At 69.8% G+C, this 13177-nt stretch carries 14 protein-coding genes; 10 read left to right on the top strand and 4 right to left on the bottom strand.

All coding sequences use genetic code 11. The annotated features are described in order from the left end of the window. Nucleotides 1-152: 152 nt before the first annotated feature. The 3 genes from rimO (at nt 153) to VGU03_RS12395 (ending at nt 2816) form a co-directional block, all read left to right on the top strand. On the top strand, nt 153-1490 hold the full coding sequence (rimO, locus tag VGU03_RS12405) for a 30S ribosomal protein S12 methylthiotransferase RimO (RefSeq protein WP_327480937.1): 1338 nt from the start codon (nt 153-155) through the stop codon (nt 1488-1490). Nucleotides 1491-1496: 6 nt separating this feature from the next. Next, nucleotides 1497-2294 carry a DUF3025 domain-containing protein gene (locus tag VGU03_RS12400; protein WP_327480935.1) on the top strand — a complete coding sequence of 266 codons (798 nt, stop codon included), beginning with the start codon at nt 1497-1499 and terminating at the stop codon, nt 2292-2294. Between the two features lie 117 nt (nt 2295-2411). Next, nucleotides 2412-2816 (top strand): YidH family protein, encoded by a 405-nt coding sequence (locus VGU03_RS12395; RefSeq protein WP_327480934.1) that lies wholly within the window; start codon nt 2412-2414, stop codon nt 2814-2816. Here VGU03_RS12395 and greB read toward each other — a convergent pair. From greB to VGU03_RS12380, 3 genes are all read right to left on the bottom strand, one after another. Next, nucleotides 2801-3307: a transcription elongation factor GreB gene (gene greB, locus VGU03_RS12390; protein ID WP_327480932.1), complete on the bottom strand. Its 507-nt coding sequence runs from the start codon at nt 3305-3307 to the stop codon at nt 2801-2803. The genes VGU03_RS12395 and greB overlap by 16 nt on opposite strands. After that, nucleotides 3304-4563 (bottom strand): hypothetical protein, encoded by a 1260-nt coding sequence (locus tag VGU03_RS12385; RefSeq protein WP_327480930.1) that lies wholly within the window; start codon nt 4561-4563, stop codon nt 3304-3306. The genes greB and VGU03_RS12385 overlap by 4 nt, the downstream gene beginning before the upstream one ends. A gap of 104 nt (nt 4564-4667) precedes the next feature. Beyond that, entirely contained in the window at nt 4668-5075 is a 408-nt protein-coding gene (locus VGU03_RS12380) for a helicase HerA-like domain-containing protein (protein ID WP_327480929.1), read from the bottom strand. 139 nt (nt 5076-5214) lie between these two features. On the opposite strand from VGU03_RS12380, the gene VGU03_RS12375 reads away from it, so the two are divergent. Continuing rightward, nucleotides 5215-6702 carry a transglycosylase SLT domain-containing protein gene (locus tag VGU03_RS12375; RefSeq protein ID WP_327480927.1) on the top strand — a complete coding sequence of 496 codons (1488 nt, stop codon included), beginning with the start codon at nt 5215-5217 and terminating at the stop codon, nt 6700-6702. 412 nt (nt 6703-7114) lie between these two features. Here VGU03_RS12375 and asd read toward each other — a convergent pair whose 3' ends face one another. Continuing rightward, on the bottom strand, nt 7115-7966 hold the full coding sequence (gene asd / locus VGU03_RS12370; RefSeq protein ID WP_327480925.1) for an archaetidylserine decarboxylase: 852 nt from the start codon (nt 7964-7966) through the stop codon (nt 7115-7117). 99 nt (nt 7967-8065) lie between these two features. Here asd and prmB point away from each other — a divergent pair, with 99 nt between their 5' ends. From prmB to VGU03_RS12340, 6 genes are all read left to right on the top strand, one after another. Further along, a complete protein-coding gene (gene prmB / locus VGU03_RS12365; RefSeq protein ID WP_327480923.1) occupies nt 8066-8986 on the top strand; it encodes a 50S ribosomal protein L3 N(5)-glutamine methyltransferase in 921 nt (306 codons plus the stop codon). A gap of 18 nt (nt 8987-9004) precedes the next feature. Then, the gene (locus VGU03_RS12360; RefSeq protein WP_327480921.1) at nt 9005-9541 is read left to right on the top strand and encodes a GNAT family protein; all 537 of its coding nucleotides are present in this window, start codon (nt 9005-9007) and stop codon (nt 9539-9541) included. Nucleotides 9542-9604: 63 nt separating this feature from the next. After that, the gene (gene aroC, locus VGU03_RS12355; RefSeq protein ID WP_327480919.1) at nt 9605-10693 is read left to right on the top strand and encodes a chorismate synthase; all 1089 of its coding nucleotides are present in this window, start codon (nt 9605-9607) and stop codon (nt 10691-10693) included. Between the two features lie 21 nt (nt 10694-10714). After that, entirely contained in the window at nt 10715-11722 is a 1008-nt protein-coding gene (locus VGU03_RS12350; protein ID WP_327480917.1) for a D-glycerate dehydrogenase, read from the top strand. A 29-nt stretch (nt 11723-11751) separates the two neighbouring features. Beyond that, nucleotides 11752-12783, top strand: a complete 1032-nt coding sequence (locus VGU03_RS12345; protein ID WP_327480915.1) for an aspartate-semialdehyde dehydrogenase — start codon at nt 11752-11754, stop codon at nt 12781-12783. Nucleotides 12784-12785: 2 nt separating this feature from the next. Next, on the top strand, nt 12786-13082 hold the full coding sequence (locus VGU03_RS12340) for a hypothetical protein (RefSeq protein WP_327480913.1): 297 nt from the start codon (nt 12786-12788) through the stop codon (nt 13080-13082). Nucleotides 13083-13177: the final 95 nt, after the last annotated feature.

Below are 13177 nucleotides of genomic sequence, written 5' to 3'. Positions count from 1 at the left end.
TCGGTGTCGCGCGATTGTAAGTGGGGCAGGGAACAGGGAACGGGGAACAGGGAACGTGAAGGGCCTGTCCGGGCATGCTTCCCCGTTCCCCGTTCCCCGTTCCCCGTTCCCCTATAATCAGCCGTTTACCCGTACGCCCCGGTAGCAGTCCCATGTCGCAGGCTTCCCCCAAGATCGGTTTCGTCAGCCTCGGCTGCCCCAAGGCGCTGGTCGATTCGGAGCGCATCCTCACCCAGCTGAAGGTGGAGGGCTACGAGATCGTGCCCAGCTACCAGGCGGCCGACGCGGTGGTGGTCAACACTTGCGGCTTCATCGACGCGGCGGTGCAGGAATCGCTCGACGCCATCGGCGAGGCGCTGCACGAGAACGGCAAGGTGATCGTGACCGGCTGCCTGGGCAAGCGCTCGGAACTGATCCGCGAGGCCTACCCGGAGGTGCTCTCGATCAGCGGCCCGCAGGACTACGCGAGCGTGATGAGCGCGGTGCACACGGCGCTGCCGCCGCAGCGCAACCCGCTGCTGGACATCATTCCGGACACCGGCGTCAAGCTCACGCCCAAGCACTACGCCTACCTGAAGATTTCCGAGGGCTGCAATCACCGCTGCAGCTTCTGCATCATCCCCTCGATGCGCGGCGACCTGGTCTCGCGGCCGGTCGACCAGGTGCTGCTCGAGGCCGAGCGGCTGGTCAAGGGCGGCGTGAAGGAGCTGCTGGTGATCTCGCAGGACACCAGCGCCTACGGCGTGGACCTCAAGTACGCCGAGCGCGAATGGCGGGGCAAGGCCTGGCGCACGCGCATGACCGAGCTGTGCCAGGGCCTGTCGGAGCTTGGCGTGTGGACGCGCCTGCACTACGTCTACCCTTATCCGCACGTGGATGAGGTGATGCCGCTGATGGCGGAAGGAAAGATCCTTCCCTATCTGGACATCCCGTTCCAGCACGCCAGCCCGCGCATCCTCAAGCTGATGAAGCGGCCGGGCAACATCGACAGGACGCTCGAGCGCATCAGGAGCTGGCGCGCGGCAGTGCCGGAGCTGACCTTGCGCAGCACCTTCATCGTCGGCTTCCCTGGCGAGACGGACGCGGAGTTCGAGGAACTGCTCGACTTCCTGCGCGAGGCGCAGCTGGACCGCGTGGGCGCGTTCGCCTACTCGCCGGTCGAGGGCGCCAAGGCCAACGAGCTGCCCGGCGCGGTGCCCGAGGAGCTTAAGGAAGACCGGCTCGAGCGTTTCATGGAAGTGCAGGCGGAGATTTCCGCGGCCAGGCTGCAACGCAAGATCGGCCGCACGCTCACCGTGCTGGTCGACGCGGCAAGCGAAGAGGGTGCGGTCGCGCGCTCCTCGGCCGATGCGCCGGAGATCGACGGCCTCGTGCACATCGCCGACGGGCAGGGCCTCAAGCCCGGCCAGTTCGTGCAGGTGACGGTCGAGCGCGCCGACGAGCACGACCTGCACGCGCGCCTGGCGCCGTCGCTGCTCAAGGTCGTCTAGCCGCCCATGCGCTACGTCGCGCCGGCGCGCGGGGCGGTCGATCCGGCCGTGTTCGGGCGGCCGCCGCTGGCCGGATGGAGCGAGTACGCGGACCTGCTGCACGGGCCGGACTGGCCCGCGCTGGACGCACTCAATGCGCGTTGGCCCACGGGCGCGCGCGAGCGGTTCGTGGCGCAGACGCCTGCGCTGCTGGCCGATGGCCTGCACTACGAGCAGCGCATCGCCGGCAGCGGCGCCATCGCCACTCGCGAGGGCAACTGGCACGACCTGTTCAACGCGCTGGTGTGGCTGCGCCATGCGCCGCTCAAGCGAGCCCTCAATGCGCAGCAGGTGGCCGGTATCGGCCAGGCCGGGCCGAAGCAGCGCACGCGCCCGCAGTGCGCGCTCACGCATTTCGACGAGGCGGGCGTGATCCTGGCGTTGCGCGATCCGGCCCTGCTCGCGCTGTGGGACGCGCACGACTGGTACGGCCTGTTCTGGCGCCACCGGGAGGCATGGCTGGATGGCTCGCTGGAACTGGTGGTGTTCGGGCACGCGCTGCTCGAGCACGCGCTGGAGCCCGGACGGCTGCTGGTGGGCAAGGCCATCGCGGTGATCGGCCACGCGCCTGCGGCTTGTGAGCGGGTGGCTTGTGCGGTCGCGCAAGGGCGCGTGCTGCGCGATCCGCAGGAGCTGCGGCCGCTGCCGCTATCGGGTATCCCCGGATGGCATGGAGCCAACGCGAGCGAGGTCTTTCACCAGGAGGCCGCTTGTTACCAGCCGCTGCGTGCGGGACGGGCGTATCCGGAGCCGATGAGGGCGTAGCGAGCCCTTCCGCTCCTGGCGGGCGGGTGGAGAAGGCCGAAGCGCAAAACCGCCAACCCACGGGCCCTTGACGCCCCGGCCGGCACAGTGGCCCTCCCACGCCGCGGAGTCCCCTGCGTGATCCCCCACTTCAGCGACCATGCCGCCAACGAGCGTACCTACCTGGCCTGGGTGCGCACGGCGATCGCGGTCATGGCGTTCGGCTTCCTGATCGAGCGTTTCGACCTGTTCATCGCCTACGCCTCGACCAGCGCTTCGCACGCGGCGCGCAAGCTGCACCTGCACCTGCGCACCACCGAATGGATCGGCCTGCTGCTGATCGTGTTCGGCGCGCTGATCATCCTGCTCGCCTCGGCGCGCTTCCTGCGCAACCGCCGCGACATCGCGCTGGCGCGCACCGAGGCCTACGCCGGCCCGGTGGGCGAGAAACTGCTGGCGGCCATCCTGGTGCTGCTGGGCCTGTTCCTGGTGGTGTACGTGGGACAGGAACTGGCGGCGCTCGGCACTCAACCCGAAACGTAGTCCACCGCCAGGATGGCGAAGCGCACCCGCCCGCCCGGCAGCTCGGCTTCGAACTCGTCGTCGACGCGCTTCTTGAGCAGCGCGCGGGCCAATGGGGAATCGATGCTGATCCAGCCACGCCGCGCGTCGGTCTCGTCCGGGCCGACCACGCGGTAGCGCACCACCTCGCCGGTGGCCGTGTCTTCCAGCTCCACCTGCGCGCCGAAGAACACCGCCTCGCGATCCGCCGGCACGCCCTCGGCCACCTTGAGCAGGGGGATGCGCTTGCTGAGGTAGCGCACGCGCCGGTCGATCTCGCCCAGCTGCTTCTTGCGATAGGTGTACTCGGCGTTCTCCGAGCGGTCGCCCTCGGCCGCGGCGGCCGCGAGCGCCCTGACCACTTCCGGGCGCAAGGTGTGCCACAGGTGGTCCAGCTCCGCCTTCAGTTTCTCGAAGCCCTCGCGCGTGACGATCGCGGTGGAGGAGGGCGCCGGTGGCCGCCAGCGGCTCATGCCGCACCCGCCGGTTGCCGCAGCTGCGCGGCCAGGGCCTCGAAGTCGCTGCGCAAGGGGTGGTCGGCGGGCAGCGTTCCCATCCGGCCGAGCAGCACCAGCGCCTCGGCCGGTTGGCCGAGCGGGCCGCCGAGCAGGCGGGCGCCGAGCAGCGCGCATTGAGGCGAGCGCGCATCCCGCGGCCAGGCTTTGACGAAGCCGCGGCACAGCCGCGCGGCCATGCGGTTCATGCCTTGCCGGGCGGCCAGTTCCGCCAGCGTGGCGGCGTTGCCCGGATCGTCCGGCAGGAAGGCCGGATCCAGTTCGCTGCACTCCTGCACCAGGCGCAGCGCTTTGGCCGTCTCGTTGCCCGCGACGAGCGCGGCGATCCAGATCTGGCCGTGCACCAGCAGGCCCTCGCGCAGGCCTTGCCGGCGCAGCAGCGCGCGATAGGTTTCGTGCAGCAGCGGCGGCGCGGCGCGGTCCTGCAGGCGGCCGGCGAGCAGGCGGAGCGCGGCTTGCGGATCCTCGGCCGCCAGCTCGCTGGCCTGGGCGGCGAGGCGGCTGTCGGCGTCCTGCCCGGCGGCGTTGGCCAGCGCTTCGGCCTGTGCCTCGATACCGAAATGCTCGCGGCGTTGCTGCAGCATGCCACCCATCAGGTGGAAGGCGAGGATGACCAGGTAAGTGTAGGCGAAGGCGAACAGCGGCACCGCCAGCAACCGCGGCAGCGCGGCGGTGGCGACCGAGGCCAGCACCACCAGCGCGCCCAGCAGCAGGTTGATCGCCACCGGCACCAGATAGGCGCCACCAAAGCCGGCCATGACGCGGGCCAGGTGCATCGGGTTGAGCGCCAGGGCGAGGTTGGCGTCGAACGCCAGCGTCATGTCCACCGCCGGCAGGATCAGCGCGAACAGCACGATCACCGGCCACAGCAGGGCAGGGAAGAACACGATGGCGAGCACGCCGCTGGCGGCCGCGAGGAGGTGGATGGCGGTCAGCGCCCAGCCGGCTGCGTCGTTGCCGTCGACGCCAACGTCCGGCGGCTCGGCGTAGCCATGCGCGGTGTGCCGCATGCAATCGGCGGCGTAGCGCCAGGTCGCCGTCCACACCAGCGCGCCGCCGAGCAGGCCGACGAACGCCGGCAGCAGCGCGACGTAGTGGGCAAGGGCAAGCGCCGCGCAGGTGGCCAGCGCGCCGCCGCGCAACGGGTAGCCGAAGCCCTCGCGCAGGCGCTCGCGAAAGGGCGTATCGGCATCGACGACGGCCACGCGCGGCATGGATCAGCGCCGTCCGCCGAAGATGCCGCCGAGCACGCCGCGCAGGATCTGCCGGCTGATCTGGTTGCCCATCGTGTGCATCACCTGCTTGCCGTTCGTCTCGCTCATGCCGCAAATGTCTCGGCCGCCGCGCGCACGGCGTTCTGGTCACGCGAGGTGCAGCCTCGCCAGGCGTGCCGGATGCGGTTGCCGAGCAGGTGGAGGATCTCCTCCGGCATGTCGTCGGGATAGATCGCCGGGTTGGCCTGCGGCTGCCAGTCGGCGAGACGGAGTTTTGACGGCCGCGCCTTGAGCTTGTCGCCGGGCTCGCTTGCCGGCAGCGCCAGGCACGCCAGGTCGCCCTTCACGTCGGCCATCATGCAGGGCATGCCCTGCCGCGAGAAGCCCTCGACCGGCAGCATCAGCGACACCGGTCTGCCGGTGTCGGTGGCGACCCTGCCGCGGCGGTTGGTGTAGCGCGCTTCCAGGCAGGCGTCGGTATCGCCGTCGCGGCCGATCGGGCTGTCGGACATCTAAGCGCTCCGTGCTGGGAAGGGCCGATTGTAGCCAGGCCGATGCGCATCGCGGCCTGCACCGTCGCACGGGCTCGCGGCTTTGGCATCGCGGCTGCATGCGCTATGGTGAATGTATTCCCGCCGTCAAGCTTTCGTCATGCCGTTGTCTACCCTTGCTCATCGTTTTCGTCTGGCGCCGCTGGCTGCCGGGCTGGTTCTCCTGGCAGCCTGCGCCACGGGCGGAGGCAACCGCGCGCCCGCCGCGGTCAACACGCTCTACGCGCAGCTGGATGCGTCCAGCAAGGGCTACGAGACCGCCTTGCAACAGGCGCGCGAGGGCAACGGGCAGGCCTCGGAGCAAAGCCTCAAGGATGCGCTGGACGGCCTCAAGCAGGCTGCCGCGCGGTGCGGCAACACGCCCGGTTGTGATCCGCAGCGCTTCTTCTCGGTGTTCGACCACCTGTTGCGCATGAAGGACGGCAGCTTCTTCGCCGGCGCCGACCTGGACGCCCTGGGCGAGGAGGGTTCCGAGGATGCGGCCGCCGCCGCGCCAGGGGGCGCCGCCGCCCTGCCGCAGGCCCAGCGCAGCGTGACCCTGCTGCGCGGGCAGAAACTGTCCGAACTGATCGCGATGAATGGTCCGGTCAAGGCGGCGCTGGAGATGTGGTTGACGCAGTGGCGCTCCAACCTGATCGACACCTGGATCAACTACCAGTACATGCGCTACGAAATGTGGCCGCAGTACCAGAAGGCCGACCTGCCAGAAGCCTTGCTGTTCGGCATCATGGCCAAGGAGTCCGGCGGCAAGGTGCACGCGGTGTCGCGTTCGGGCGCGGCCGGGCCGCTGCAGTTCATGTATGCCACGGGTCTGCGTTTCGGCCTGAGCAGCGACAGCGGCTTCGACACCCGCTTCGATCCGGCGCAATCGGCGCGCGCCAACGCGGCCTATATGGACGAGCAGCTGCGGGTGTTCAACAACAACCTGGAGCTGGCGCTGGCCGCCTACAACGGCGGCGAGGGCCGCATGCGGCGGATGATCGGCGGCGACACCGGCCTGAGCTTCTACGACCCGAAGATCTACGACCAGCTCTCGGAAGAGACCCGCGGTTACGTCCCGGCGGTGCTCGCGGCGGCGTGGCTGTTCCTGCATCCGGACAGCTACAACCTGCATTTCCCCAAGATCAACGGCGCGCCCGGACACATCACGCTCAAGCGGCCGGCTTCGCTGTCCGAATTGACGATCTGCCTGGGCTCGGCGCAAGGCATGGACGAGGGCTGGTTCCGCACCCTGCGCAACTTGAACCCCCGGCTGGACCCGCAAGTGGCCCAGCCGGCCGGCAGCGACCTGCAGGTGCCCAAGCAGCTGGAAGCCGCGTATGCCTCGCGCTGCGTCGATGGCCCGTGGCCGATCCTGGCCAGCGACCTGCATTCGGCCGTGGTGCCGCAGGTGGCCAAGTCCGATCCGCCGCCGCCCAGCCGTACCGCCAGCCCGCATACGCGCTATGTCGTGCGCCACGGCGACACGCTGGCCGGCATCGTGCGCAAGCTCGGTTGCTCGGACGTGGGCGAGGTGTCGGACATGAACGACCTCAAGCACCAGCGCATCAAGGCGGGGCAGGTGCTGCGGCTGCCGTCCTGCCGCTGACCGGCAGGGCGCCGTCTACCGCGTGCTCAGGCCGCGGCGCTGGGCTGCATCCAGCGGTCGACCGGGTCCTCGCGTTCGCGCGAGGCACGATGGCCGTGCACGTCCCTCGGCGGCGCACCACGCGCAGCAGGCGGCGATGACGGGCGCGCACAAGGGGTAGGGCGAATCCTTGGTCTCGTGCCAGGCCACCGCCAGCCCGAGCGCAATGCCGCGCGGGGCGATCTCGGGATGGCCGAGCCGGCGCGGGCATAGCCAGTGTCGGTGCCCGCGACCCCGGGACAGATAGCGGTCCTGCGGAGGCGTGCCGCAGAGATGGGATATTCGCTGCGCGCGGCCTGGCCGATCTCCGCCCGGTAAGCAGGCTCAACCGGGCACGGCAGCGGAGGACAGGATGTCCAGGCGCCGGCAGACGTCAGTCGGTCGGCAGCGGACGCCGGCCCAGGCGCTGGCCCAGTTTCACCGTCTGCTGGGACTGCAGCGCATCGAGCTCGATCATGCCTGGCGGCAGCAGCAGGATCACCGTCGAGCCCATGTTGAAGCGCGCCATCTCGGCGAAGCGCGCCAGGGTGATGCCCTGGCCGGCGAAGGATTTGCGCCGGATGTCCGAGGCATAGGGCGGGATCACCAAGCCGTCCCATACGGTGGCGACCGAGGACACCAGCACCGCGCCCACCATCACCGCCACGAACGGCCCGTGCGGGCTGTCGAAGTGGCACACCAGCCGCTCGTTGCGGGCGAACAGGCGCGGGATCGCTTCCACGGCAAAGGGCGCCACGCTGAAGATGCGCCCGGGCACGTGCACCGTCTCGCGCAGCGTGCCGCCCAGCGGCATGTGCACGCGGTGGTAGTCGCGCGGCGACAGGTAGATCGTGACGAAGTCGCCGTCGCGATAGGGCGCGGCGGCCGCTTCGTCGCCGAGCAGCTCGGCGGCGGTGTACTCCTGCCCCTTGGCCTGGAAGATGCGCCCTTCGACGATGCGCCCGGCCTGGCTGATGCGACCATCCGCCGGCGAGATCAAGGCGGTGGGATCGGCATCCTCGCGGCGCGCGTTCGGCTTGAGCTTGCGGGTGAAGAAGGCATTGAAGTGCTGATAGGCGAACGGATCGCTCTGCACCGCCTCGGCCATGTCGACCTTGTAGCGGCGCACGATCTGGCCGATCAGGAAGTTCTTCCACGGCCGCCAGGTCCAGCGCGTGGCCCAGTAGACCACGCGCGACAGCGCGCGATGGGGGAGGATGTATTGCAGCAGGACGGCGAAAGTCATCCGGCCAGTATAGGCGATGCCGTACATCGAGCCCCCGCTCTGCGGAGGATGAGGTGGGGAAGCCCTATACTTGCCGACCCTTCAAGCTGGCCACCCGCCGTGACCGCCGAACTGTCCTCCATCATCGACTTCATCCGCTACGGCGCCAGCCGGTTTTCGGCGGCCGGGCTCACCTTCGGGCACAGCCACGACAACCCGATCGACGAGGCCACGCACCTGGTGCTGGCGAGCCTCCACCTGCCGCCGGACATCCCGCCGGCCTATGGCGCCGGCCGGCTCACCGCCGAAGAGAAGGCGCGCGTGCTCGAGCTGATCGAGCGGCGCGTGAACGAGCGGTTGCCGGTGGCCTACCTGGTCGGCGAGACCTGGTTCGCCGGCATGAAGTTCAAGAGCGACCGCCGCGCGCTGGTGCCGCGTTCGCCGATCGCCGAGCTGATCGAGTCGGGTTTCGCGCCCTGGCTGGACGGCCGTCAGGTCGAGCGCGCGCTCGACCTTTGCACGGGCTCCGGCTGCATCGGCATCGCCATGGCCGAGTACCACCCGCATTGGCAGGTGGACATCGTGGACATCAGCGAGGAGGCGCTGTCGCTGGCGCGAGAGAACATCGCCTTCCACCACCTGGACGGGCGCGTCGAGGCCATCCGCTCGGACCTTTTCGGCGCCCTGGCCGGCCGCCGCTACGACCTGATCGTCTCCAACCCGCCCTACGTCACCGAGGACGAATACGCCGCGCTGCCCGGCGAGTACGGCCACGAGCCCAAGCTGGGTCTGACCTCCGGCGCGGACGGCCTGGACATCTGCCTGCGCATCCTGGACCAGGCGGCCGACCACCTGAGCGAGGACGGGTTGCTGATCATCGAGGTGGGCGAGAGCGAGCACGCGCTGGCCGCCTTGTTGCCGCAGGTGCCGTTCGTGTGGATCGAGTTCAAGGTCGGGCCGATGGGTGTGTTCGCGCTGGAGCGGCGCGAGCTGGTCGAGCACGCCGCGGCGATCCGCACGGCGGCCGCGGCGCGCCGCTGAACGGCAGTCGGGCCGGCCGTGGAGCTTGAGTCGCCGCGCCTGCGGATCGATCGCCTGCTGCCGCAGGACGCACAGGCGCTGTACACCTACCGCGGCGATCCGGCCGTCGCGCGCTTCCAGGGCTGGCGGCCGGCGGATGCCGGCGCGGCGCGCGCGTTCATCGACGGGCAGCCCGCCGATCCGGCGACCGGCTGGTTCCAGCGCGCCATCCGCCTGCGCGAAGAGCGCACGCTGGTCGGTGATCTCGGCATCTGCCTGCCGGCCGAGCCGGACGGCTCGGTGGAGTTCGGCATCACCCTCGCACCCGCGCACCAGGGCCGGGGATATGCGCGCGAGGCCCTGCAGACGCTCCTCGGACACGGCTTCGGCACGCTGGGCTGGCGCCGCGTGCATGCTTCGGTCGATCCGCGCAATCTGGCCTGCATGGCCTTGCTGCGCGCGCTCCGCATGCGCCAGGAGGCGCACCTGCGCGAGAGCCTGTGGCTGCACGGCGAGTGGGTCGACGACGCGGTGTTCGCCATCCTGGCGCGGGAATGGCAGGCCGCGGGTCCGTAGGCGCCTCCACGGAAGGCGGAGCGAGCGGCTATGCTTCGACCGATCTGAAACCGGCCGCGGCGCATGTCCAGCAACTCCTTCGGCAAGCTCTTTACCGTCACCACCTTCGGCGAAAGCCACGGGCCGGCCATCGGCTGCGTGATCGACGGCTGCCCGCCCGGCCTGTCGATCGCGCCGGAAGAGTTCCGCCATGACCTCGACCGGCGCGCGACCGGCCGCAGCCGCCACACCTCGCAGCGGCACGAGGCGGACGAGGTCGAGATCCTTTCCGGCGTGTACGAGGGCCGCACCACCGGGACGCCGATCGCTCTGCTGATCCGCAACGCCGACCAGCGCAGCAAGGACTACCGCGACATCGCGCAGACCTTCCGACCCGGCCACGCGGACTACACCTACTGGCAGAAATACGGCATCCGCGACCCGCGCGGCGGCGGGCGCGCGTCGGCGCGCGAAACCACCATGCGCGTGGCCGCCGCGGTGATCGCCAAGAAATGGCTGGCCGAGCGCCATGGCGTGCGCGTGCGCGGCCACCTGGCGCAGCTGGGCGAGATCGCGCCGCGCGGCCTCGACTGGGATGCGGTGGAGGGCAATCCGTTCTTCTGGCCGGATGCCGCACAGGTGCCGGAGCTGGAGAGCGCCATGGACGCGCTGCGCAAATCCGGAGACTCGGTCGGCGCGCGCGTCAATGCCGTAGCCGAAGGCGTGCCGCCGGGCTGGGGCGAGCCGGTGTACGGCAAGCTCGACGGCGACCTGGCCGCCGCCATGATGTCGATCAACGCGGTCAAGGGCGTGGAGATCGGCGCCGGCTTCGCCGCGATCGCCCAGCGCGGCAGCCAGCATCGCGATGGAATGCATTTGGACGGCTTTACGTCCAATCATGCAGGTGGCATCCTTGGCGGAATCAGCACCGGCCAGCCGGTGACGGTGTCGGTGGCGTTCAAGCCCACCTCCAGCATCCTGGTTCCCGGTGACAGCGTCGATCTGGCCGGGCAGCCGGTGCAGGTGGTCACCAAGGGGCGGCACGATCCCTGCGTGGGCATCCGCGCCACGCCCATCGTCGAGGCCATGCTGGCGCTGGTGCTGATGGATCACGCGCTGCGGCATCGGGCGCAATGCGGCGACGTGGGGCCGGTGGCTCCGCGCATCGCCTGACCTCCACCGTTCGGACCGCTCATGACCGGCAAGCCGCGGGTGTGGATCTCGCGCCCCACCTTTCCCGACGTCGTCGCCCGCCTGGAGCCGCACTTCGAGGTGGCGGCCGAGCCGCAGGAAACCGTATTCACCGCTGCCGAACTGACGGCGAGGCTGGCCGCCTGCGACGCGGCCATCGTCGGCCTGAAGGAGCGCATCGGTGCCGCCGAAGTCGCGGAAGCCGCGCGCCTGCGCATCATCGCCAACCTGGCAGTCGGCTTCGACAACCTCGACCTGCCGGCGTTGACCGCCGCGGGCATCCTTGCCTCCAACACGGCCGACGTGCTCAACGAAAGCGTGGCCGACTACACCTGGGCCTTGCTGCTGGGCTCGGCGCGACGCATGGGAGCGGCCGAGCGCTGGCTCAGGGCGGGGCATTGGCACGGCACCGGGTTCAAGGCCTGGCTGGGGCTGGATACGCGCGGCCGCACGCTGGGCATCCTCGGCATGGGCCGCATCGGCCAGGCGATCGCGCGGCGGGCGGTGGGCTTCGGCATGCAGGTGGTCTACCACAACCGTTCGGCGCTGCCGCGGACGATCGAGGACGAGTGCGCCGCGCGCTACGTCGACAAGCCCGCGCTGCTGGCGCAGTCGGACTTCCTGGTGCTCGCCCTGCCGCTCAGCGACGAAACCCGCCATGCGATCTGCGCCGCGGAGCTGGCCCGCATGAAACCGACCGCCGTGCTGGTCAACATCGCCCGCGGCGGCATCGTGGACGACGCAGCCCTGGCCGCCGCCCTCGCCGAGGGCCGGCTGGCCGCGGCGGCGCTGGATGTCTTCGAGGGCGAGCCGGACGTGCGCCCGGCCCTGCGCGAGCTCGACAATGTCATCCTCAGCCCGCACATCGCCAGCGCTACCTGGGACACTCGCCGGGCGATGACCGCGATGGCGGTGGACAACGTGCTGGCCTCGTTCGGGCACGGTCCGCACGCGGGCCGGCCGCCGTCCCTCCTCAACCCCGAGGCGCTGGCCATGCGGCCGGCGCCTTAGATTCCACAAGACATAGGCATTGAACACCCATGAGCAAGAAGAGCAGCTACAAGGTCGCCATGGTCGGCGCTACCGGCGCGGTCGGCGAAACCCTGCTGGCGATCCTGGCCGAGCGTGATTTCCCGGTCGGCGAGCTGGTGCCCTTAGCGAGCGAGCGCTCGGCCGGCGAGAAGATCTCCTTCGGCGGCAAGCAGGTCACCGTGCGCAACCTGGCCGACTACGACTTTGGCGGCGTGGACATCGCGTTCTTTTCCGCCGGTGGCTCGGTCAGCAAGGCGCACGCGCCGCGGGCCGCGGCGGCCGGTGCGGTGGTGATCGACAACACCTCCGAGTTCCGCTACCAGGACGACATCCCGCTGGTGGTCAGCGAGGTCAACCCGCACGCCATCGCCGACTACACCGCGCGCGGCATCATCGCCAACCCCAACTGCTCGACCATGCAGATGCTGGTGGCGCTGGCGCCGATCCACCGGGCCGTGGGCATCGAGCGGATCAACGTGGCGACCTACCAGTCGGTTTCCGGCGCCGGGCGCAGCGGAATGGAGGAGCTCGGCCGCGAGACGGCGGCGCTGTTGAACTTCCAGGATGTGGAACCGGGCAAGAAATTCCCCAAGCAGATCGCTTTCAATGTGATCCCGCACATCGACGAGTTCCAGCCCAACGGCTACACCAAGGAAGAAATGAAGATGGTGTGGGAGACGCGCAAGATCCTGGAGGACGACTCCATTGCGGTGAACCCGACGGCGGTTCGCGTGCCGGTGTTCTACGGCCACGCCGAAGCGGTGCACGTGGAGACCCGCGACAAGATCAGCGCCGAACAGGCGAGGGCGCTGCTGGAGCAGGCCGATGGCGTGGTGGTGATGGACGAACGCAAGGCCGGCGGCTATCCGACCCCGGTGGGCGATGCGGCCGGCAAGGACCCGGTGTTCGTGGGCCGCATCCGCGAGGACATCTCGCACGAGCGCGGCCTGGATCTGTGGATCGTGGCCGACAACATCCGCAAGGGTGCCGCCCTCAATGCGGTGCAGATCGCCGAGCGGTTGATCGAGGACTATCTATAAAGATGCCAAGAATCTGGTTCCCCTCTTGCCTGCTGTTGCTGGCCGCGCTGGCGGCCCACGCCGATGGCGCGCCCGAGCAGGCCGCGGTTGCCCACGTGCCTGCTGCGGCGCGCCTCAAGCAGCAGTTGAAGGCGCACGGAACCGAGGTCGCCCGGCTGGAACTGCAGGTCGACAAGCAGGAATCGAGCAGCCACCAGGCCAGCCGCCAGTTGGAGGAAAAGGACCGGCTGATCGCCGAGCTCCAGCGCCAGTTGGAGGAAGCGGCCCGATCCCAGACGGCTTCGGCGGCGGGCCAATGACCGCCCGCACAGCGAGAATATGGCGCAGCAATATGCGCTAAGCATTCGTCGCAGCTATTGTTGATTGGCCGGCATATAACTAAAGTGACGCGCGT

The sequence above is a fragment of the Frateuria sp. genome (assembly GCF_035944355.1).
In the GTDB taxonomy this organism is placed as follows: Bacteria; Pseudomonadota; Gammaproteobacteria; order Xanthomonadales; family Rhodanobacteraceae; genus Frateuria_A.
This window is presented reverse-complemented; position numbering and strand designations above follow the sequence as displayed.

Bases quoted from the DNA above. Each gene is read 5' to 3' on its own strand.
- VGU03_RS12350 (WP_327480917.1), top strand. From the start codon at position 10,715: ATGACCGGCAAGCCGCGGGTGTGGATCTCGCGCCCCACCTTTCCCGAC.
- rimO (WP_327480937.1), top strand. From the start codon at position 153: ATGTCGCAGGCTTCCCCCAAGATCGGTTTCGTCAGCCTCGGCTGCCCC.
- greB (WP_327480932.1), bottom strand. From the start codon at position 3,307: ATGAGCCGCTGGCGGCCACCGGCGCCCTCCTCCACCGCGATCGTCACG.
- VGU03_RS12380 (WP_327480929.1), bottom strand. From the start codon at position 5,075: ATGTCCGACAGCCCGATCGGCCGCGACGGCGATACCGACGCCTGCCTG.
- VGU03_RS12400 (WP_327480935.1), top strand. From the start codon at position 1,497: ATGCGCTACGTCGCGCCGGCGCGCGGGGCGGTCGATCCGGCCGTGTTC.
- VGU03_RS12385 (WP_327480930.1), bottom strand. From the start codon at position 4,563: ATGCCGCGCGTGGCCGTCGTCGATGCCGATACGCCCTTTCGCGAGCGC.
- aroC (WP_327480919.1), top strand. From the start codon at position 9,605: ATGTCCAGCAACTCCTTCGGCAAGCTCTTTACCGTCACCACCTTCGGC.
- VGU03_RS12375 (WP_327480927.1), top strand. From the start codon at position 5,215: ATGCCGTTGTCTACCCTTGCTCATCGTTTTCGTCTGGCGCCGCTGGCT.
- VGU03_RS12340 (WP_327480913.1), top strand. From the start codon at position 12,786: ATGCCAAGAATCTGGTTCCCCTCTTGCCTGCTGTTGCTGGCCGCGCTG.
- VGU03_RS12345 (WP_327480915.1), top strand. From the start codon at position 11,752: ATGAGCAAGAAGAGCAGCTACAAGGTCGCCATGGTCGGCGCTACCGGC.
- asd (WP_327480925.1), bottom strand. From the start codon at position 7,966: ATGACTTTCGCCGTCCTGCTGCAATACATCCTCCCCCATCGCGCGCTG.